Origin of the sequence: Trinickia acidisoli (genome assembly GCF_017315725.1) — a bacterium.
Lineage (GTDB): Bacteria > Pseudomonadota > Gammaproteobacteria > Burkholderiales > Burkholderiaceae > Trinickia > Trinickia acidisoli.
This window is the reverse complement of the sequence record NZ_JAFLRG010000002.1, coordinates 1581413-1602649: the sequence shown is the minus strand read 5'-3', so window position 1 is coordinate 1602649 and position 21237 is coordinate 1581413. Positions and strand designations below refer to the sequence as shown.

16 protein-coding genes are annotated in these 21237 nt (G+C 62.8%); 5 read left to right on the top strand and 11 right to left on the bottom strand.

Features of this window, described 5'->3' with window-relative positions:
• Positions 1-40: 40 nt before the first annotated feature.
• Complete coding sequence (locus J3485_RS25455) at positions 41-961, bottom strand: LysR family transcriptional regulator (protein WP_206957086.1); 921 nt, start codon at positions 959-961, stop codon at positions 41-43.
• 115 nt (positions 962-1076) lie between these two features.
• Here J3485_RS25455 and J3485_RS25450 point away from each other — a divergent pair, with 115 nt between their 5' ends.
• On the top strand, positions 1077-2159 hold the full coding sequence (locus J3485_RS25450) for a tartrate dehydrogenase (RefSeq protein ID WP_206957085.1): 1083 nt from the start codon (positions 1077-1079) through the stop codon (positions 2157-2159).
• A gap of 75 nt (positions 2160-2234) precedes the next feature.
• On the top strand, positions 2235-3542 hold the full coding sequence (locus J3485_RS25445) for an MFS transporter (protein ID WP_206957084.1): 1308 nt from the start codon (positions 2235-2237) through the stop codon (positions 3540-3542).
• 79 nt (positions 3543-3621) lie between these two features.
• Here the strand turns inward: J3485_RS25445 and prpF are convergent, their stop codons facing one another.
• The 5 genes from prpF to prpB all read right to left on the bottom strand — a co-directional run bounded on the left by prpF (position 3622) and on the right by prpB (position 11308).
• On the bottom strand, positions 3622-4803 hold the full coding sequence (prpF, locus tag J3485_RS25440; RefSeq protein ID WP_206957083.1) for a 2-methylaconitate cis-trans isomerase PrpF: 1182 nt from the start codon (positions 4801-4803) through the stop codon (positions 3622-3624).
• A gap of 34 nt (positions 4804-4837) precedes the next feature.
• Positions 4838-7432 (bottom strand): Fe/S-dependent 2-methylisocitrate dehydratase AcnD, encoded by a 2595-nt coding sequence (acnD, locus tag J3485_RS25435; RefSeq protein ID WP_206957082.1) that lies wholly within the window; start codon positions 7430-7432, stop codon positions 4838-4840.
• 89 nt (positions 7433-7521) lie between these two features.
• On the bottom strand, positions 7522-9165 hold the full coding sequence (locus J3485_RS25430) for an acyl-CoA synthetase (RefSeq protein WP_206957081.1): 1644 nt from the start codon (positions 9163-9165) through the stop codon (positions 7522-7524).
• 68 nt (positions 9166-9233) lie between these two features.
• Positions 9234-10400 carry a bifunctional 2-methylcitrate synthase/citrate synthase gene (gene prpC, locus J3485_RS25425; protein ID WP_206957080.1) on the bottom strand — a complete coding sequence of 389 codons (1167 nt, stop codon included), beginning with the start codon at positions 10398-10400 and terminating at the stop codon, positions 9234-9236.
• Positions 10401-10435: 35 nt separating this feature from the next.
• Positions 10436-11308, bottom strand: coding sequence for a methylisocitrate lyase (gene prpB, locus J3485_RS25420; RefSeq protein ID WP_242539076.1), 873 nt, complete (start codon positions 11306-11308; stop codon positions 10436-10438).
• Positions 11309-11534: 226 nt separating this feature from the next.
• Between prpB and prpR the strand changes: the two genes are divergently transcribed.
• Positions 11535-13514, top strand: coding sequence for a propionate catabolism operon regulatory protein PrpR (gene prpR / locus J3485_RS25415; protein ID WP_206957078.1), 1980 nt, complete (start codon positions 11535-11537; stop codon positions 13512-13514).
• 126 nt (positions 13515-13640) lie between these two features.
• Positions 13641-13886: a hypothetical protein gene (locus J3485_RS25410; RefSeq protein WP_206958379.1), complete on the top strand. Its 246-nt coding sequence runs from the start codon at positions 13641-13643 to the stop codon at positions 13884-13886.
• Between the two features lie 102 nt (positions 13887-13988).
• Here the strand turns inward: J3485_RS25410 and J3485_RS25405 are convergent, their stop codons facing one another.
• From J3485_RS25405 to J3485_RS25385, 5 genes are all read right to left on the bottom strand, one after another.
• Complete coding sequence (locus J3485_RS25405) at positions 13989-14693, bottom strand: glutathione S-transferase N-terminal domain-containing protein (protein WP_206957077.1); 705 nt, start codon at positions 14691-14693, stop codon at positions 13989-13991.
• Positions 14694-14917: 224 nt separating this feature from the next.
• Entirely contained in the window at positions 14918-15709 is a 792-nt protein-coding gene (locus J3485_RS25400) for an energy transducer TonB (RefSeq protein WP_309477083.1), read from the bottom strand.
• On the bottom strand, positions 15702-16100 hold the full coding sequence (locus tag J3485_RS25395; protein WP_206957076.1) for an ExbD/TolR family protein: 399 nt from the start codon (positions 16098-16100) through the stop codon (positions 15702-15704). Before J3485_RS25395 ends, J3485_RS25400 begins: the two co-directional genes overlap by 8 nt.
• Complete coding sequence (locus tag J3485_RS25390) at positions 16097-16735, bottom strand: MotA/TolQ/ExbB proton channel family protein (RefSeq protein ID WP_206957075.1); 639 nt, start codon at positions 16733-16735, stop codon at positions 16097-16099. Before J3485_RS25390 ends, J3485_RS25395 begins: the two co-directional genes overlap by 4 nt.
• A 30-nt stretch (positions 16736-16765) precedes the next feature.
• Entirely contained in the window at positions 16766-18973 is a 2208-nt protein-coding gene (locus J3485_RS25385; RefSeq protein WP_206957074.1) for a TonB-dependent receptor, read from the bottom strand.
• Between the two features lie 335 nt (positions 18974-19308).
• Here J3485_RS25385 and hflK point away from each other — a divergent pair, with 335 nt between their 5' ends.
• Positions 19309-21210, top strand: coding sequence for a protease modulator HflK (gene hflK, locus J3485_RS25380; RefSeq protein ID WP_206957073.1), 1902 nt, complete (start codon positions 19309-19311; stop codon positions 21208-21210).
• Positions 21211-21237 lie beyond the last annotated feature (27 nt).

Here is a 21237-nt window from a genome sequence, read left to right as displayed (position 1 = left end):
AAGGCAACCTCATTAGGTTCGGGCAGCCGATCGACGAGCATTAGCCGCTTCGCGCCCCGCTAAGCTGCAGCGCAAGAAAATCGACGAACGCGCGAATTCGCGTGGACAATTGATGCCGCTGAGCATAGACGGCATAGATATCCGCGCCCGGCGTTTCGTAATCGGGCAGAACGGCAACCAGGCGACCGTCGGCAAGGTATTCCTTGATGTCCCATTCGGCGCGCATCAAGATGCCGTGCCCATCGAGAGCCCACTTCACGGCAATTTCTCCATCGTTGGTCGTCAGATTTCCATTGATGCGAACGGCTTCGGTTTGACGAGAGGGGCCGCGTGGATTCGAGAGTCGCCATACGCCGTACGGTTCGTCTCCTTGGCGAATGCTGATGCAGTTGTGTTTTGCCAAATCATGCGGCGTGGCCGGCATGCCGCGCCGGGCGATATAAGTGGGTGCCGCGCACAGCAGTCGCCGATTCGGCGCGAGGCGTCGTGCAATGACTCGACTATCGGGCGGCTCGCCGAAGCGAACGCAAACATCGAACGTATCGTCGGAGAGCGGGGGTGGCGCGACAGAAAGTTGAAGTTGCACGGATACCTGCGGATATCGCGCGACGAATCGCGAAATCACCGGCCCGATGTGGCTGCGTCCGAAACCTAAAGTCGCATTGACGCGCAACAGCCCCGTCGGATTCTTTTTGGAGCCGCCGAGCAACTCACCCAGTTCGTCGATCTCGTCGAGGATACGGCGAGCATGCTCCAAATACACCTCGCCTTCGGGCGTCAACATCATCCGGCGCGTCGTGCGGTTGATCAACGGCACCCCCGCGCGCTGTTCCATCTGCGCAAGCCGCTTGCTGACGGCCGCCGGCGTCAAGCCCAGCTCGCGTGCCGCCGCGCTCAAGCTGCCGGACGCGGCCAGCGTCGAGAAGAAGCCCAAATCGGCAGGTTGAACGGCGTCCATCACGGTTCGATTTGTGAATATAAGTTAAAGGCGTTTTGAGTCTAGCACCGTTTTTTCAACTTCCAATTGAGTAGAGTGCATCCACACTCACTCGTTGACTCACTGCGCGGACGGAGACATGAAGACCTATCGCATTGCAACCATTCCTGGCGACGGCATCGGCAAGGAAGTCGTTCCGGCGGGGAAGGCGGTACTCGACGCACTTGCCAAGACGACCGCACGTTTTGCTTTCGAGTTCGAGAATTTCGATTGGGGCGCCGACTACTATCGGGCGCACGGCGTGATGATGCCCGAGGGCGGCCTTGATCAACTGCGCGACAAAGACGCGATTCTCTTCGGCTCGGCGGGGGACCCCGACGTTCCCGATCACGTCACGCTCTGGGGCTTGCGTCTGAAGATTTGCCAAGGCCTCGATCAATACGCCAACGTGCGGCCGACGCGGATTCTGCCCGGCATCGACGCACCGCTCAAACGCTGCAAGCCCGAGGATTTGAACTGGGTCATCGTCCGCGAGAATTCCGAGGGCGAATATTCGGGCGTGGGCGGTCGTGTGCATCAAGGCCATCCGCTCGAGGCGGCGACCGACGTGTCGATCCTCACGCGTGCCGGCGTCGAGCGCATCATGCGTTTCGCTTTCCGCCTGGCGCAGTCGCGTCCGCGCAAGTTGCTGACTGTGATCACCAAGAGCAATGCGCAGCGCCATGCAATGGTGATGTGGGACGAGATCGCTCAGCAGATCTCGCAGGAGTTTCCCGACGTCCAATGGGACAAAGAACTCGTCGATGCGGCCACGGCGCGCATGGTCAATCGTCCGGCCACGCTCGACACGATCGTCGCGACGAATCTGCACGCCGACATCCTTAGCGATCTCGCAGCCGCACTGGCCGGCAGTCTCGGCATTGCGCCCACCGGCAACATCGATCCTGAACGCCGTTATCCGTCGATGTTCGAACCGATTCACGGTTCGGCGTTCGACATCATGGGCAAGGGGCTCGCTAATCCGATCGGCACGTTCTGGTCGGTCGTGATGCTGCTCGAGCACTTGGGCGAAGCGAACGCTGCCGGGCATGTAATGCGCGCCATCGAGAACGTGACCGCGAATCCGACATTGCACACCGGCGATCTCGGCGGCAAGGCGACCACCGCGCAGGTGACGGCCGCCGTTTGCGCGTTCTTGGAGAAAGAAGCCGTGACCGCCTAGGCGATATCGCCGTAACGCTATACGAGCGGCGCCGATGCAAACAGAGCGCCGCCCAACCTCGAAGGAGGAGACACAATGCATTCAGACGTCGAATCGCGGGTAACGCGCAGGCTTGCGTGGCGCATCATTCCGTTCGTCATGGTGCTGTACTTCGTGAGCTTTTTGGATCGCGTCAACGTAGGCTTCGCGGCGATGGCGATGAACAAGGCCATCGGCCTGTCGTCGACCGCGTTCGGCTTGGGTGGAGGTTTATTCTTCGTCGGCTACTTTCTGTTCGAAGTGCCGTCGAATTTGATTCTTCACCGCGTGGGGGCGCGTATTTGGATCGCGCGCGTCATGATCACCTGGGGCATCGTATCGGCGGCTTCCGCTTTCACGGCCGGCCCCACCAGCTTTTATGTCTTGCGTTTCCTGTTGGGCGTGGCGGAGGCTGGATTCTTCCCCGGCATCATTCTCTATTTGAGCCTTTGGTTTCCGACGAAACAGCGTGCCGCGGCGGCCGCTTGGTTCATGGCCGCGGCGCCGCTCTCCACGGTGATCGGCTCGCCGATTTCCGGCGCGATCATGCAGATGCCGTCGATGTTCGGGCTGGCCAATTGGCAATGGCTGTATGTCATCGAAGCGGTTCCGGCGATTGCGCTAGGCTTCGTCGTGCTCCGATTCCTCTCGGATACGCCATCGAAAGCAGAATGGCTGCGCGCGGATGAGCGCGATTGGCTCGTCGCAAAGATGAAGGAGGAATCGAGAGAGCGTGAGACCCATGCGGGTCATACGGCCGGCGCATTGAAGGCCCTGCGCGACCCACGCGTGCTGGCGCTTGCGCTGATTTATTTCGGCACGTCGGCTGGACTTTATACGCTTGGGCTGTGGGCGCCGCTGATCATCCGCCAGTACGGCTTTACCGCAATGGAGACGGGCCTGCTCAATGCCGTTCCAAGCGTTGCCGCGGTGGTGACGATGATACTTTGGGCTCGGCACTCGGATCGAACGAAGGAGCGCACTTGGCACGTCGTGCTCCCGTGCGTGCTCGCATGCGTTGGTTTCATATTCGCCGGGCAGGCCGACACGGCGTTGTTGATCGTGCTCGCGCTTGTCGTCGTCAACGTAGGCATCAGCGCGGCAAAGGCGCCGCTTTGGGCGATGCCGAGCAAGTTTCTTTCCGGTGCCGGCGCGGCGGCCGGCATTGCGATGATCAATTCGATCGGCAACCTCGGCGGATTCGTGGGGCCGTTCGTGATCGGTTGGCTGAAACATCGAACGGGCAGCTATGCCGCGGGCTTGTACTTCGTCGGCGCCACGCTGGCCGTATCGGCGATCGTCACGCTGTTGTTGAGCGCGAAGTCAGGTCGGCCCGCGTTGGCGGGCGTCGAGCACGATCATTGAGCCATTGATCGAGCGTTCGACGATGCCGATCGCATTCAGGGCGGCATCGTCCTTCAATCGTTAGCATTACTAACGATGGTTATCCGGGCACGCGCACCCAACCTTCCATCAATACGCGCGCGCTGCGGCTCATCAACGCTTTCTTGACGACCCATTCGCCGCCCACGAACGCGGCTTGCGCGCCGACGCGTAGCGTGCCGGACGGATGGCCGAAGCGCACGGCCTCGCGCTCGCCGCCGCCGGCGGCGAGATTGACGAGCGTGCCCGGGATTGCCGCTGCGGTGCCGATTGCGACGGCGGCCGTTCCCATCATCGCGTGATGCAATTTGCCCATCGACATCGCACGCACGAGCAGGTCGGCGTCGGCCGCGCGCACAGTCTTGCCGCTCGATGCGACGTAATCGGCCGGCTTTGCGACGAAGGCGACCTTTGGCGTATGCTGCCGCTTCGCGATGTCTTCGATGCGTTCGATGAGGCCCATGCGCAACGCGCCGTGCGCGCGTATCGTCTCGAACATCGCGAGCGCTTTGTCGTCGCTATTGATGGCGTCTTGCAGTTCGGTACCTTTGTAGCCGATCGCTTCGGCCTCGATGAAAATCGTCGGAATGCCGGCGTTGATCATCGTTGCCTTCAACGCGCCGACGCCGGGTACGTCGAGATCGTCGACGACGCGGCCAGTCGGAAACATCGCGCCGCCGGCGCCGTCTTCGTCGGCTGCCGGGTCCATGAACTCGAGTGCAACTTCGGCGGCCGGAAACGTGACGCCGTCGAGTTCGAAGTCGCCCGTCTCTTGCACGGCGCCGTTCGTCATCGGCACGTGCGCCACGATTGTCTTGCCGATGTTGGCCTGCCAAATCCGTACGGTAGCGATTCCGTCGCGCGGGATGCGGGCGGGATCGACGAGCCCGTTCGAGATCGCGACCGGGCCAACCGCCGCCGACAGGTTGCCGCAATTGCCGCTCCAATCGACGAATGCCTTGTCGATCGCCACTTGCCCGAAGAGGTAGTCGACGTCGTGATCGGGCCGCGTGCTCTTCGAGAGGATCACGGTCTTGCTCGTGCTCGACGTGGCGCCGCCCATGCCGTCGATCTGCTTGCCGTACGGATCGGGGCTGCCGATCACGCGCATGAGCAGTGCGTCGCGCGCCGCGCCCGGAACCTGCGCGGCCTCGGGCAAGTCTTGCAGGCGGAAAAACACGCCCTTGCTGGTGCCGCCGCGCATGTACACGGCCGGCACTTTGATTTGCGGTAGGTGCGTCATTCGTTAGTTGTCCTTACTTTTAGGCTTTAGGCCCTTAGGCCGTCGTGGCCGATTCGAGAAAGTCCTGTGCGAAGCGCTGCAATACGCCGCCTGCCTCGTAGATCGAGACTTCCTCGGCCGTATCGAGCCGGCACGTGACGGGCACGGTAACGCGCTCGCCGTTCTTGCGTTCGATCACGAGCGCGAGGTCCGCACGCGGCGTGGGCTTGCCGATCACGTCGAACGTTTCGGTGCCGTCGATGCCGAGCGTCGTGCGATTCGTGCCGGGCTTGAACTCGAGCGGCAGCACGCCCATGCCGACGAGGTTCGTGCGGTGGATACGTTCGAAGCCCTCGGCCACGATCGATTCGACGCCGGCCAGGCGTACGCCCTTGGCCGCCCAGTCGCGCGACGAGCCCTGCCCGTAATCGGCGCCGGCGACGATGATGAGCGGCTGCTTGCGCTCCATGTACGTTTCGATCGCTTCCCACATACGCGTGACCTTGCCTTCGGGCTCGACGCGGGCGAGCGAGCCCGCCTTCATCTGGCCGTTCTCGATCGCCATCTCGTTCTTCAACGTTGGGTTGGCGAACGTCGCACGCTGGGCCGTCAGGTGGTCGCCGCGGTGCGTTGCGTACGAGTTGAAGTCTTCTTCGGGCAGGCCCATTTTTTCGAGGTACTCGCCTGCCGCGCTCGTGCGCATGATCGCGTTCGACGGCGAAATGTGATCGGTCGTGATGTTGTCGCCGAGCACGGCCAGCGCCCGCATGCCCTTGAGCGTGCGTTTGCCCGCGAGCGCGCCTTCCCAATACGGCGGGCGGCGGATATAGGTGCTTTGCGGCCGCCAATCGTAGAGCGGATCGGCGCTTTCGCTCTGTTGCGCGGCAATGGCGAACATCGGTTCGTACACGCGCCGGAACTGTTCGGGCTTGACGCTCGATGCGACGACGGCGTCGATCTCTTCGTCGGAAGGCCACACGTCCTTCAGCGTGATCGCATTTCCGTTCGCATCGACGCCGAGGACGTCTTTCTCGATGTCGAAACGGATCGTGCCCGCGATCGCATAGGCAACGACGAGCGGCGGCGAGGCAAGGAACGCTTGCTTCGCATAAGGATGGATGCGTCCGTCGAAGTTGCGATTGCCCGAGAGCACAGCGGTGGCGTAGAGATCGCGGTCGAGGACTTCCTTTTGAATCACGGGGTCGAGTGCGCCCGACATTCCATTGCACGACGTGCAAGCATAAGCGACGACACCGAAGCCGAGTTGCTCGAGTTCGCGCATGAGGCCCGCTTCTTCGAGGTAGAGCGTGACGGCCTTCGATCCGGGGGCGAGCGAGGTTTTGACCCACGGCTTGCGCAGGAGTCCTAAGCGATTGGCATTCCGTGCGACCAAGCCCGCCGCGATCATGTTGCGCGGGTTGTTCGTATTCGTGCAACTCGTGATGGCCGCGATGATGACGGCGCCGTCGGGCATCTTGCCCGGTTCGTTCTCGACCGTGCCGCTGATGCCGCGCGCCGCGAGTTCGGTTGTCGGCACGCGGCGGTGCGGGTTCGACGGGCCCGCGATATTACGCGTGACGCTCGACAGATCGAAGCGCAACACGCGCTCGTATTGCGCGTGCGAGAGCGTATCGGCCCAGAGTCCTGCTTCCTTGGCATACGTTTCGACGAGCTTGACGAGCGCATCGTCGCGGCCCGTGAGCTTCAGGTAGCGCATCGTTTGTTCGTCGATGTAGAACATCGCCGCCGTGGCGCCGAATTCCGGCGCCATGTTCGCGATCGTCGCGCGGTCGCCGAGCGTCAGGCGCGACGTGCCTTCGCCGTAGAACTCGAGGTAGGCCGAGACGACCTTCTCTTTGCGCAGGAATTCCGTTAGCGCGAGCACGATGTCGGTGGCCGTGATGCCGGGCTGGCGCTCGCCCGTCAGTTCGACGCCGACGATGTCGGGCAGGCGCATCCACGATGCACGGCCGAGCATGACGCTTTCGGCTTCGAGGCCTCCGACGCCGACGGCGATGACGCCGAGCGCATCGACCATCGGCGTGTGCGAATCGGTGCCGACGAGCGTATCGGGAAACGCGACGCCGTCGCGCACCTGCACGACGGGGCTCATGCGCTCGAGGTTGATCTGATGGAGGATACCGTTGCCCGGAGGGATAACGTCGACGTTCTTGAACGCTTTCTTCGTCCAGTCGATGAAATGGAAGCGATCTTCATTGCGGCGATCCTCGATCGCGCGATTCTTCGCAAACGCATCTTTGTCGTACCCGCCGCATTCGACGGCGAGCGAGTGATCGACGACGAGCTGCGTCGGCACGACGGGATTGACGAGCGACGGGTCGCCGCCGCGCGCGGCGATGGCGTCGCGCAGCCCTGCGAGATCGACGAAGGCCGTTTGGCCGAGGATGTCGTGACACACGACCCGTGCCGGGAACCACGGGAAATCGAGGTCGCGCTTGCGCTCGATCAGTTGCTTGAGCGCATCGGTCAGGAGCGAGGGATCGCAGCGGCGCACGAGGTTTTCCGCATGCACGCGCGACGTGTAGGGGAGCGTGTCGTATGCGCCCTTTTCGATCGCCTCGACGGCTGCGCGCGCGTCGAAATAGTCGAGCCCGGTGCCGGGCAAAGCTTTACGGTATTCAGTGTTCATGGGGCATCGAGCGGAATCGAGTAAAAATCGGCCGCGCCGAGTTGCAGGGCACGGGCGGGGTCAAGCTTATTTAGGAATGCGAACGAACGTCATATGTCGATCGCGGCCACGGATTTGGCCAATTTGCGTAGCTCGAATTTCTGGATCTTGCCGGTCGACGTTTTCGGTAATTCGGCGAATTCGATCGCGCGCGGTACCTTGAAGCCGGCGAGATGCGCCTTGCAATGCGCAATCAAATCGGCAGCCGTGGCCGTGGCGCCTGCCTTGAGTTCGACGAACGCGCAAGGCGTTTCGCCCCAGCGCGGATCGGGCTTGGCCACGACGGCGACCGCGAGCACGGCAGGATGCCGGTACAAAACGTCTTCGATCTCGATGCTCGAAATGTTTTCGCCGCCCGAGATGATGATGTCCTTGCTGCGATCCTTGATGCGGATGTAGCCGTCGGGATAGGCAACGCCGAGATCGCCCGAATGAAACCAGCCGCCGCGAAATGCGTCTTCCGTGGCAGTCGGGTTCTTCAAGTATCCCTTCATGGCGATGTTGCCGCGGAACATGACCTCGCCGATCGTTTCACCGTCGGACGGCACGGGTGTCATGGTGTCGGCATCGAGCACCGCGCATCCCTCCTGCAGGTGATAGCGCACGCCTTGACGCGCATTCAGGCGGGCGCGCTCGCCGATGTCGAGCGTGCGCCATTCGTCTTGTTGAGGGCAGACCGATGCGGGGCCATACACTTCAGTGAGCCCATAGACGTGCGTGAGTTCGAAGCCGAGCAGCTCGAGGCTTTCGATCAACGCGGCAGGTGGCGCGGCGCCCGCCACCATCGCATTGACGCGATGCGCGATGCCGGTCTTGTGTTCGTCGGGGGCATTGACGAGCAGGTTGTGCACGATCGGCGCGCCGCAGTAATGCGTGACGCGCTCGGCGCGAATGAGATCGAAGATCGCTTTTGCATCGACCTTGCGCAGGCAGACGTTGACGCCGGCACGCGCGGCAACGGCCCAAGGGAAGCACCATCCGTTGCAGTGAAACATGGGCAGCGTCCAGAGATAGACGGCATGCTTGGGCATGTCCCATTCGAGGATATTGCTGATTGCAGCGGTATAGGCGCCGCGATGGTGATAGACGACGCCCTTCGGATTGCCGGTTGTCCCAGACGTGTAGTTCAGGCTGATGGCGTTCCATTCGTCGCTCGGCGGCTGCCATGCGAATTCGGGATCACCGCCCGCGAGCAACGCCTCGTACTCGATTTCGCCGAGCCGCTCGCCGGGGCCGGTGTATTGCGTATCGTCGACGTCGATGACGAGGATGGGCCGCTCGACGGCCGGCAGCACGGAGCGCATCAAGTCGGAGAACTCGCGATCCACCAGCACGGCCGTGGCTTCGCCGTGATTGAGCATGAAGGCCAGCGTGCCGGCGTCGAGGCGCGTATTGAGCGTATTGAGCACGGCGCCGGTCATGGGGATGCCGAAATGCGCTTCCACCATGGCCGGCGTATTCGGCAGCATGACGGCGACGGTGTCGCCGAGCCCGATGCCGCGCGCCGCGAGTGCCGATGCAAGGCGTCGCGTGCGGGCATAGGTTTCCTGCCAAGTCCGGCGAATCTCGCCGTGTACGACGGCAAGGCGTGTCGGATAGACGCTTGCGGCGCGCTCGATGAACATGAGTGGCGTGAGCGCGGCGAAGTTCGCGGCGTTCTTGCCGAGGCCCGCTTCGTACATGTGTGTGCTCATGGTTTGTCTCCCACCTCTCTATACCGCCGCGGAGGGCCCATGAACGAGGCATGGGCCTGCTTTCGCGATCAGCGCTTGCCGATCGGGACGAACTTCAGGTTCTCCGGCCCGGTGTAGTTTGCGCTCGGACGAATGATCTTGTTGTCGATGCGTTGCTCGATGATGTGGGCGCTCCAGCCCGCCGTTCGCGAGATCACGAACAGCGGCGTGAACATTGCCGTCGGCACGCCCATCATGTGATACGACACCGCGCTGAACCAGTCCAGATTCGGGAACATCTTCTTGGCGTCCCACATCACCGATTCGAGGCGCTCGGCGATATTGAACAGACGCGTATCTTCGGCTTCTTTCGAGAGCGCGTGAGCGATTTCCTTGATGACCTTGTTGCGCGGATCGGAAATCGTGTAGACGGGGTGACCGAAGCCGATCACGACCTCCTTGTTCTCGACGCGGCGGCGAATGTCGGCTTCCGCTTCATCGGGCGAGCCGTAGCGCGATTGGATCTCGAAGGCCGCTTCGTTCGCGCCGCCGTGCTTGGGCCCGCGCAGTGCGCCGATCGCGCCCGTGATGGCCGAATAGAGGTCCGAGCCCGTGCCGGCGATGACGCGGCCCGTGAACGTCGAGGCGTTGAATTCGTGCTCGGCGTACAGGTTCAGCGAGGTATGCATCGCCTGCACCCAGGCTTTCGACGGGGCCTTGCCGTGCAGCAAGTGCAGGAAGTGGCCGCCGATCGAATCGTCGTCGGTTTCCACTTCGATGCGACGGCCGTTGTGCGAGTAGTGGTACCAGTACAGCAGCATCGAGCCGAGCGAGGCCATCAAGCGATCGGCGATGTCGCGCGCGCCGGCGACGTTGTGATCGTCTTTCTCGGGCAGCACCGTGCCGAGCACCGATACGCCGGTGCGCATCACGTCCATCGGGTGGGCCGAAGCGGGTACCCATTCGAGTGCGGCTTTCACGTTGGCGGGCAAGCCGCGCAGGGCTTTCAGCTTCTTCTTGTAGGCGGTCAGCTCGGCGGCGGTCGGCAGCTTTTCGTGCACGAGCAGATAGGCGATCTCCTCGAATTCGCAGGTGGTGGCGATGTCGAGAATGTCGTAGCCGCGGTAGTGCAAGTCGTTGCCCGTGCGGCCGACCGTGCAAAGCGCCGTATTGCCCGCGCTCACCCCCGAAAGCGCGACCGACTTCTTCGGCTTGAACGTGCCGGCGGCCGGCGCTTCCTTCACTGCTTCACTCATGGTGTTGTCTCCAGCTTCGAGAGTCGAATTAATGATTACTTCTTAGCGGCGAAGAGCGCGTCGAGTTTGTCTTCGTACGCGTGATAGCCGAGGTACTGGTATAGATCGTCGCGCGTTTGCATCGTCGGCACGGCGGCTTTTTGCGTGCCGTCGCGGCGCACCGTCTCGTAGAAGTTGAGCGCCGCCGCGTTCATCGCGCGATAGGCGCCGCAGCAATAGAGCGCGATATCGACGTCGACCGTCTTGAGCTCATCGAGCGTAAAGAGCGGCGTCGCGCCGAATTCGGTCAGGTTCGCGAGGATCGGCACTTTGACCGCGGTTTTGAACTTGCGGTAGTCGTCCAGCGTGCGCATCGCCTCGGGGAAGATCATATCCGCGCCGGCTTCGACATAGGCGAGGGCGCGCTCGATGGCCGCATCGATCCCCTCGGACGCCGCGGCATCGGTGCGGGCCATGATGACGAATTGATCGTCGGTGCGCGCATCGACGGCTGCCTTCACGCGATCGACCATCTCCTCCTTGGGCACGCATTCCTTGCCGGGGCGATGGCCGCAACGCTTTTGTCCGACTTGATCTTCGAGGTGCACGGCGGCGACGCCGGCCTTGATGAACGAGCGGATGGTGCGGGCGATGTTGAAGGCGCCGCCCCAGCCGGTGTCGATGTCCACGAGCAGGGGCAGGGAGCAGGCGTCGGTGATGCGGCGCGCGTCGATGAGCACGTCTTCCATCGTGCTGATGCCCAGATCGGGGATGCCCAGCGAGTTCGCGGCCACGCCGCCGCCGGACAAGTAGACGGCCTTGAAGCCGGTGGCTTGCGCCATCTTGGCGGCATAGGCGGTGATCGCGCCGACGACCTGCAGCGGCTGCTCGCCGGCGACGGCCGCGCGGAACGCCGCGCCGGCACGCATGGGTTGCTGATTACCTGTATTCACGTTGGCTCCCAGAAAGGTGTACCCATAGAGCAAGGTGCGGACCAGGTGGTGCGATCCCTGTTAAGCCCTTGATTCTTATGGAGCAGATCATCGTTGGTTCGTCCATGTTATTTCAAAAATGAAATCGACGATTTCATAATAGAACCGTCGCGAGCATAATACGGCTGCGCATGCCTGCGCTATCCACCGACGGAGTTGCTCTGTGAGCCGTCTTCCTTCCGATCATTCATTCGAAGTGCTTCCGCGCCCGCGGATCTGGGCATTCGGCATTAGCCGGCTGCGCGATCTCTTGTTCGAAATCGCGGGCGAATACGAGGAGCGCGCCGATCTACGCGTGATTTCGCGCGCTTATGACGATGCCGTGCGCGAAGTCGATGCGGGTGGGGCGAGGCGCCCTGACGTCATCGTCGCGGGCGGATCGAATGCTGCGTACCTGAAGACGCGTCTCTCGGTTCCGGTCGTGCAGATCAATCCGACCGGATTCGACGTCATGCAGTCGCTTGCGCGGGCGCGGCGGCAGGGCGAGCGGCAAGTCGCGCTCGTCAGCCCGGGCGAGACGCCGCAGGAAGTGCGTGATTTCGTGGCGGCATACGGACTCGACGTCGTCTTCGCGTCGTATCGCTCTGCCGAGGACGCCGACGCTTGCGTGCATGCGCTGCGCGAGCGCGGTGTCGGCGCGATCGTCGGGCCGGGCCTCATCGCTGACTTGGCGGCGGCGGCCGGCATCGACAGCGTCTTCCTTTATTCGCATGCGTCGATACGGCGCGCATTCGACGCCGCGCTCGATTTGGCGGAGGCGACGCGCGTCGAAGCGAAGCGTCGCCGGCACATCGACAACTTGCTGCAGCATTTGCGCGACGGTGTGGTGGCGCTCGATGCGAACGGCCGCGTCGAGGCGATCAATCGGCGGCTGGCCGACGCGCTCAGCATCGATGCGGCCGGTGCCGTTGGCCGGCCGCTGGCGGAGCTTGCGCCCGATCTCGCGCGTTCGTTGCCCGATGCCGACGGCGACGTGCTCGCTTCGATTCGCGGTGTCAGCTATCTCGTGCATCGCGGCCCGCTTGCCGGCGACAGCGGGGAAGATGGCGCGGTGCTGACGTTTCAAGAATCGCGCGCGGTCGAACGGCTCGATCGGACTTTGCGATCGAAGCAGTTGACGCATCAATTCTCGGCGCGATATCGGCTCGACGATCTGGTGGGCGAGAGCGCATCGATGCAGCGCGTGAAGACACTGGTGAAGCGCTACGCCAAATCCGATGCGACGGTGCTCGTGCTCGGCGAAAGCGGCACGGGCAAGGAGATGGTGGCGCAAAGTATTCACCGGCTCAGTGCGCGGCGTGAGTTTCCTTTCGTCGCGATCAATTGCGGGGCGTTTCCCGAAGCGTTGCTCGAAAGCGAGTTGTTCGGCTATGAAGAGGGCGCATTTACGGGCGCGCGCAAAGGCGGCAAGGCCGGCTTGATCGAGGCGGCTCACCGCGGCACGCTGTTCCTCGACGAAATCGGCGAGATGCCGTTGCCGCTGCAGAGCCGCCTGTTGCGCGTGTTGCAGGAGAGGGAGGTGGTGCGGCTCGGCTCGACGGAGCCTACGCGCGTCGACATTCGCGTCGTCGCTGCGACGCATGGGGCGTTGACCGAGCGCATCGCGAGCGGGACTTTTCGTGCCGATCTTTACTATCGCTTGAACATTTTGAGCATGGCGTTGCCGCCGTTGCGCGAGCGGGCCGACGACATCATGCCGCTTGCCGTGGCGCTGTTCATGCAGGCCGTGCGGCGTGAATCGCGTTTGGCAGCACGCATTCGCAGTGGCGAGACGGCTGCGCGCGTGCTGGCTGGTGTCGAAGATGCACTGTGCCGCTATGCGTGGCCCGGCAATGTGCGCGAGTTGCAGAACGTCATCGAGCGGATCGTGGTCGAGTTGGCCGACGTCGAAACGTCGAACGGTGGCGTGCCGCTGCTCGACGTCGACACGATGCGCACGATCGCACCGGAATGGTTCGCGGGTGACGTCAGCGCGCAAAACGGTCGAGCCGACGCGAAGACCCTGCGCGAGCGAAGCCGGCACGTCGAAGCGGACGAGATTCGCGCTGCGCTCGCGGCTTGCAACGGCGATCGCGATGCGGCCTGCCAGGCGCTGGGGATCAGCAAGACAACACTGTGGCGCAAGCTCAACGTGGTGCGATGAATGAAGACGTTTGTGGAGCGCATGGGTAGGCGGTAATCAGAATGTCGCTCATGCATCGCCTTGTGTTAGCTTGAAATCGCGATTCATGCCCCAATGTTCGGGCGACTCAACCACAAGGTGTCGATGATGAAAACCACTGGAACGAAAGCCCTTTTGTTATCTGCGCTGCTCGCGCTTTCAACGGCTGGGACCGCGCACGCGGCAGGCTGTTTGAAAGGTGCGGTCGTCGGCGGCGTGGCAGGCCACTATGCGGGACACCATGCGGTTGTCGGTGCCGTCGGCGGATGCGTCGTCGGGCACCATCTCGCGAAGAAGCACGAACAGGAAAAGAAAGCAGCGCAGCGCCAAGCAGCGCAGGCACAGGTGCAATGATCGGCGCAACCCTCCGGCGGGAAGGCGCTCGTCTTCATCGCGCGGATCGAGACGATCTCGGGATCGCGCTCAGTCGCTAGACAGTGAAGCACACGCCTGCGCTTACCCCCGGCGGGGAATATCGAGGCCCCGAATCACGGCGGGCCTCGCGACGAACACGTCGAGCGCGCGCTTGACGTGCGGAAAATCGGCGAAGCCGACGATCTCTCCCGCTTCGTAAAATCCGACGAGATTGCGTATCCACGGGAACGTTGCGATGTCGGCGATCGTGTAGCCGTCGCCCATGATCCATTGACGCTCGCAAAGCCGATCGTTGAGCACGCCGAGCAGCCGTCGCGCTTCGGCCACGTAGCGATCGCGCGGACGTTTGTCTTCGTAGTCCTTGCCGGCAAACTTGTTGAAGAAGCCCACTTGGCCGAACATCGGGCCGATGCCTCCCATTTGGAACATCAGCCACTGAATCGTTTCATAGCGGCTCGCTTCGTCGAGCGGCATGAACTTGCGGCTCTTGTCGGCCAAGTAAATCAGGATCGCGCCCGATTCGAACAGTGCGAGCGGCTTTGCGCCCGGCCCGTTCGGATCGATGATGGCCGGAATCTTGTTGTTCGGATTCAGCGAGCGAAACTCCTGCGACATCTGATCGTTCGCATCGAAGCGCACGAGATGCGGTTCGTACGGCAACCCCGTCTCTTCGAGCATGATCGACACTTTGACGCCGTTCGGCGTGGGCAGCGAGTAGAGCTGAATGCGCTCGGGGTGCTGAGCCGGCCATTTACGTGTAATGGGGAAGGCGGAAAGGGCGTTCACGCGTTGTTCTCCGAAATGGGGTGACGTTCGGTCGCTGCATTGGCTTATCGGCGTACCGGAGTATCTGTGTTTCGGCGACGATTCGACGGCGAATGCAAAGCTCCGGCATTTTAACCGTCAACGGCGAATTGCATCATTGGGTGCGCCGAAGCGATCGCTCGATCCGCATTCGTCCGCGAGCATATCGGCGCGATCGTCGAGCTGCATCTTGCCCGATGTCGCCATCACTGAACATCGAAATGCACGCGTACCTGTTGACGGCTTTCGACCGCGCGGCCGTTTTCCGTAGCCGGGGTGAATTGCCATTTGCGAAGCGCTTCCAGCAAGATGCCGTTCAACCGCGGATAAGGCGTGGGTTTGACGAGTTCGACGTCGAACGTTCCATCAGGGTGAATCACGAAACGCGCCAACGCAGCCGCCTGATACGCTTGCTCGCGCAGATCGTCGGGCAATGCCGGCAATGGCTGCGAGCGCAATTGAGCCGGACGGCTCGTCGGCTCGGTATGGAACGCGCCGGCGGATGACGGCGGATTGTTGTTGGACGTATCGGCTTTTTGATCCGGTACGTCGGCAGTGTGAGGCGATTGCGCTGCCTGCGGTTGAACCGCAGGATGGTCGCTTCTCGTTGTCGGCTGCACGTTGCTCGGTGCGGTAGTGGGGGGCGCGATCGAAGGGGTCGATGGCCGTGCGACATGCTGCGTGCGCGCAGGGGGCATAGGCTGTGCGTTGGGGTGAAGACGATCGAGCATGGGCGTTCGCTGTGCGATGTGCGCAGCGTCGGTCTGCTCGCGTTGTTCGGCGACGGGCGGGGGCAATTCGACGAGGCGCATGTCGAGCGGCAGTGGCTTCCGCGGTGGCCGTGGGGGCTGCGGTCGATGATTCGACGAGAGCAGCACACCGAAGTAAGCGAGCGAGAAAAGCCACAGCGTACCCGCGATTCCCGTTGCGATCAGCAGTCGCACTCGATAGCCGTCGCTTCCCAATGCTGCACGCGCGGCCAGACGCGTTTTACTCACGATGAACGGCCACGAGAAAATGTTCCGCGCCACCCTTGCGCGCCGCGAGCATCGCCTGGACGACCACGCCGTTGGAAGCCGCGGCGTCGGCCGCCATCACGACTTCATGGTTCGAAGGCAGTAGCCGCGCCACGACCGCCGCAACTTGTTCGAGCGCTACGCGCCGGCGGTCGACATAGATCGTATTGGTGCGCTCGATCGACAGCGTGAGCGGCCGATCGAGCGCAAGTGATTGTGCCTGCCCTTGCGGTAGATCGATCCGCACGCTGTCGAGCCGCTGCATGGCGAGCGAGGCGAGCATGAACGTCGCGAGCAAGAAGAACATGACGTCGATCATCGGGATGATCTCGATGCGCCCTAGTTTGGAGACGCGCGAGCGGCGCAGCTTCATGCCGCCTCCGCCAAGCGATGTTGCTCGTGTGCGAGACGTAGCTGTGCAAGCGTTTCATTGGCGAATGCTTCGAGCTCGGCCATCAGGCTGTCGACGCGGCGCGAGAAGTAGTTGAATGCGAAGAGGGCCGCTACTGCGATGACGAGCCCGATCGCCGTAGCGACGAGCGCTTGCGCGACCCCACTCGATACGCCGGCGGGGCTGACGAGGCCGTCCGTGCCGAGGAGGCGAAACGAGCGCATCATGCCGACGATCGTGCCGAGCAGCCCTAATAGCGGAGCTGCGGTCACGATCGTTTCGAGCAGCCATAGTCCTCGGATCATGTCGCGTTCGATGACGGCAGCAGCGACTTCGATGCGGGCCTCGATGTGCCACAGCGGCGCGCGCGCGTCTTGCAGAGCGCGAGCGACACGTTCGAAGGCGTGCGCGGGCGGCAATACCCGGGCGAGTTCGAGCGGTGCCGCCGCCCCGGCCTTCAGCGCTTCTTTCGCGTGAGCGGAAAGCCGTGCAAAACGCCAGAAGACGTAGGTGCGATCGAGCGTAATCGCCAGTGCGGCGATGGCCAGTACCGACAACGGATAGACGGCCCAGCCCCCGAGCTGGATCGCATCGATGAAACCCGTCCATGCGTTCATATGTGCACTCCTATCGTTGCCAATCGCTCGTCAAAAGTGTTTCGTGATGCCGGCGTAGATCGCGCGCTGCGGCCCGTATTGAGGCGCACCTACGCCGATGCCCGAGCCGTCGCGCAATTCATAGACTCTGCCGAATGCATTGAGGAGCAGGAGACGCGTGTCGAACTTGCCGAGCCACGGCGCGTTCAAATGCTCGATGACGCCGAGATTGACTTGCGTATACCAAGGCAGTCGATCGGTGTTGGCGAATCCGCTACGCAGGCCGCTGCCAACTGTCGCGTCGGCCGTCAGCGTGGTTCTCCCGATCGCATACGAGCCACCGAACGAAGCGGTGACGCGTTGATCGTGATCGAGGTAGACCCAATGATTGGCGATGTAGGCGAGCTCGGCAGGGGTGAAGTTGAATTGCGCCGATTCGATGTCTTTACCTTGTGCGTGGCTATATGCGACGTTCAGGTAGGCCGATGCGTTCTCGTGCGTGTAGCTCGCCGTCAGTTCGAGCCCATAGGTACGTCCCATCGCATAGTTGAACGGCGTGAAGATCAATGCAGTCCCGAACTGCCCTTCGTCGAGCAGATCCGACGAACGCTTGTAGTAGGCATCGAGGCCGAGCGCCAATTCAGATGTGATGCGCTGCGTGATGCCGGCATCGAAGTAATCGCTGCGCTCCGGTTTGACCGGATCGTTCTGCGGCGAGGGGGCTTGATTCGTCGTGCCGTTGAAGATGCCGATCGCCGAACTGGAAACGAGCTCGAACGGCGGGGGCGTGAAATAGCGCGCGTAACCCGCGTGTATCGTCGTCGCGTTGGTCGGCTGATAGACGATGCCGAGACGCGGGCTTACCTGTCCGGCTTGTACATACTCGTCCATGCGGTCGAGCCGCAGGCCGTAGTTCACCGTGACCTTGCTTGCGATCTTCCACTCGTCCTGTGCGTACAGGCTGTATAGGTAGCCCGTTTTGCCGCTCGAATCGTTGATCGTGAAAGGCACGTCGGAGATCTGATTGCCGTTGGCGTCGGTAGGGAGCACGGCCACGCTGTTGTCGAATACGGCGTGTTCTTCCTGCAGCAGGATGCCCGCGCGTAACGTGTGCGTGTCGGTCAAACGATACGTCGTATCGACTTGGATGCCGTTGGCTTGATTGCTGTGAAAATCGCTCGATGCTACGCCGTTGAAAATCAAATCGCCCGTCGGATCGGGATTGAATTGAGTCCGCGAGTATCGCGAGAACAACGCAACCTGATAGTCGAGCGCTGCGCCGTTCGTTCCTTGCAGCGCGATCGCGGCGAAGTTCGTGAGTTCGGATTGGGTCTCGTTCAGATTCGCCGAATCGAACGACGAACTGCCGTTGAGCGTGAACACGCCAGGTAGGCCCGGTGTATTCGGAATTTGGAACTGATTGCTGGTGGTGCCGAACATCAAGGCCACCCGCGTGAGCGGATCGACGAGGTACGACAGATAGCCGAATTCGTTGCCCTGCCGCGTGTGATCGTGCAGCGGACTGCCGTCCGAGGTGGGCGCTTCGATACCGAGATTGTTTTCGCCGAGCGTGCCGGTGAAGTAATAGCTGAACGGGCCGTTCGACCCGTATACGTCGGCGCTCGTTTGGAACGTTTGATGGGTACCGCCAAAGACGTCGATCGCGCCGCCGCTGTCGGTGTCGTTCGCGGTGTCGCCCGATTTGGTGCGAATGTCGACGATGCCTGCCGTGCGGTAGCCGTATTGCGCCGGTAGCGCACCGGTCACCAGGCTGACTTGGTCGACGATGCGCGTATCGAACGACTGACCGAACCCGCTGATCGGCTCGGGAATGATGATGCCGTCGAGCCGGTACTGCAAATTCGCATGCTCGCCTCGCACGTGCAATTGTCCGTATGAATCGTCCGCCACGCCGGGGGCTTGCAGCAACACCTGATTGAGCGGCGTGTCGGCGCCTTGCGGCAGCGAGTCGATGTCGGCTTGCGAGATGCGATACACGCTGCTGCCGACCTCGGGCGACAAGCCGTTGCGCGCTTGGTCGAGCCGTCGTGCTTGCACGGTGACGTCGAGCGTTTCGTCCTTTTCCTTTGCCGAGTCAGCCGAAGTGGCCGCCGCGCTGGCGGCTTGCGCGCTGGCCGCGGTCGTTCGAGCGGTACCGATTGGATCGGCGGCATACGCGAATAAGGGCGCGGCTAACAATGGCATAACGAACAACGGCATCGCAAACAATGCTTTGGCGGAGAAGACCAGACGGTTCATTTTTCGATGTAGTCCATGAAGCGCTGCAATGCGCGCGAACTGGGCCGGCCGGAGCGAACGGCGGTTCGAACTGGCGCGAGCGGTGGCGATGGCGTGAATCGATACGATATAACGTATCATTCGCGAAACCCGAAACATCCCCGGATCGGGCGGCGGCAGGCCGAATGCAATGATATAACATATCATTGCAGCATGACAAGCCTGCGCGAACTCAGGGTGCCGGTCTTGAGTTTCAGCGCCTGGCAGGCTACATTCAGCACCCACCTTTGCCCCGGAGCCGCTACGGCACCGGGCAATCCAATCTCCACCATCTTCAAGCACGTAGAGGGCGCGCGATGTCGTTCCTGGCAGGGGGCAGCAGCGAACCAATCGGCCACGAAGCGCGAGGCATCGCGTGGACGGCGGCCATCGCTGCCGGACTCGGCGCATTGTTCGTTCTCCTAAGTTTTCTGTGGGCACTGCCGCTCGACGTGCGCTGGTATGCGCCGCTCGCTTGCGCTTGGCTCGATCTTTTCGTCGTCGCGAACGGGGCACGCCTGTCGGCGCAAGGTCGGGCGGTCCGCGTGCGAACCGCGAGCTGGCGGCTATTCGTCCGCACCGCTTGGCGGGCTGCGCGTCGTCAGCATGGGTCGACGGCATTCTGCGTCGCCCTGCGCTCGATTTCCTGGCAGCCATGGGGCGCTTTGCTATGCGCGTGCGTTGCGATCGCATCGACTGCCGCCGCCTGGTTGCCGCTACCGCCCGCGACGTTGATACGCGCACTCGTGTCCCCCGCACTGCCTACCGCCAACAGCGCCGTCTTGCTGGTTCTCGCCTTCGTCACGCTCATCGCGGAGCGCACTTGTCATGCGCAGGCCGAACGCTCGCCCGTGTTCGTCTCGTTGACGCGGATGTTCCGCGTGGTCTTGATCGTGACGCTCGCGGCCGCCGCTTCGAGCGTGTGGCTCGCTTATGCGGGTACGGCGCCTGATTGGCCGCTTCGCGTGGCAGCGGCACTGAGCGCCGCCATCGCACTGGAGCTGGCCTTGCGCGCGGCGGTGCTCGTCTTCGTTCCGCCAGCGAGCCGCGCGAGCATGACGCGTGTGCCGGCCAGCGCGATTGCCAGCATCGTTCGGTGGCAACCTTCGCCTCTCGCCGCGTTCGGTACAGCCTTGCGTCATCAGTACGGCATCGATTTGCGGCAGAACTGGGTCTTGCGTAGTGTCGTGCGCTTGCTGCCCGCCGCGATCGTTTCGATCGTTCTCTGCGGATGGTTGCTGACGGCGGTGGTGTTTCTATCGCCCGATCAGCGCGCGGTGTACGAACGGTTCGGCGAACCTGCGGCGCTCTGGCAGCCCGGCGCACACGTGGGGCTGCCCTGGCCGTTCGGTAAGGTGCGACTCGTCGACAACGGCGCCGTGCATCAACTGATCGTGTCGGGCGGTGCGGACAACAGCAGCGTCGCGTCGCCTTCCGTTCGTGCCGACGATCCCGCGCCCGAGGCATTGAATCGGCTTTGGGATGTCACGCATCCGTGGGAGACGACGCAAGTCATTGCTGGCGCGAGCGGCGATCAGCAGAATTTTCAGATCGTCAGCGCCGACGTGCGGCTCGATTATCGCGTTGGCGCCTCCGATGCCGATGCGCGCGCGGCGCTCTATCGCGCGAGCGATGCGGAAAGCTTGGTGCGCTCGATCGCCAATCGCGAAGTCGTGCACTATCTCGCGTCGCATACGCTCGCGTCGCTGCTCGAGACGCGGCAGACGGCGATCGCCGACGTCGTGCGCGCGAACGTGCAACGGCAGCTCGATCGGCTCGGGGCCGGCATCGATGTGGTGGCTGTCGTGATCGAAAGCATTCATCCGCCGGCAGGCGCGGCCGCCGCCTATCACGGCGTTCAAGCCGCGCAGGTGCGTGCGCAGGCGAGCGTCGCGCAAGCGCGCGCCTACGAGGCGACGGAGCTCGGCGATGCGCAGGAGCGCGCCGAGAACGACGTCGCGCAAGCGCAGGGCGATGCGGCCGAGACGCTCGCTCGCGCACGCGCGCAGCAAACCGATTTCGATGCCGAAGTCGGCGCCGCGCAACTCGGTGGGCCGGCCTTTACGTTCGAGTATTACTTGCACAAGTTGCTGGGCGGCCTTCCCGATGCGCACCTGACGATCATCGACGACAGGCTCGCGCAAGGCAATCGCGCAACGCTCGATCTTCGCGCCTATCCGGCCGGCGATGTCGCCGGCATCGCGCGTCCCAATCATTGAGTTTCGATGAGCACGCCACGGCCTCCA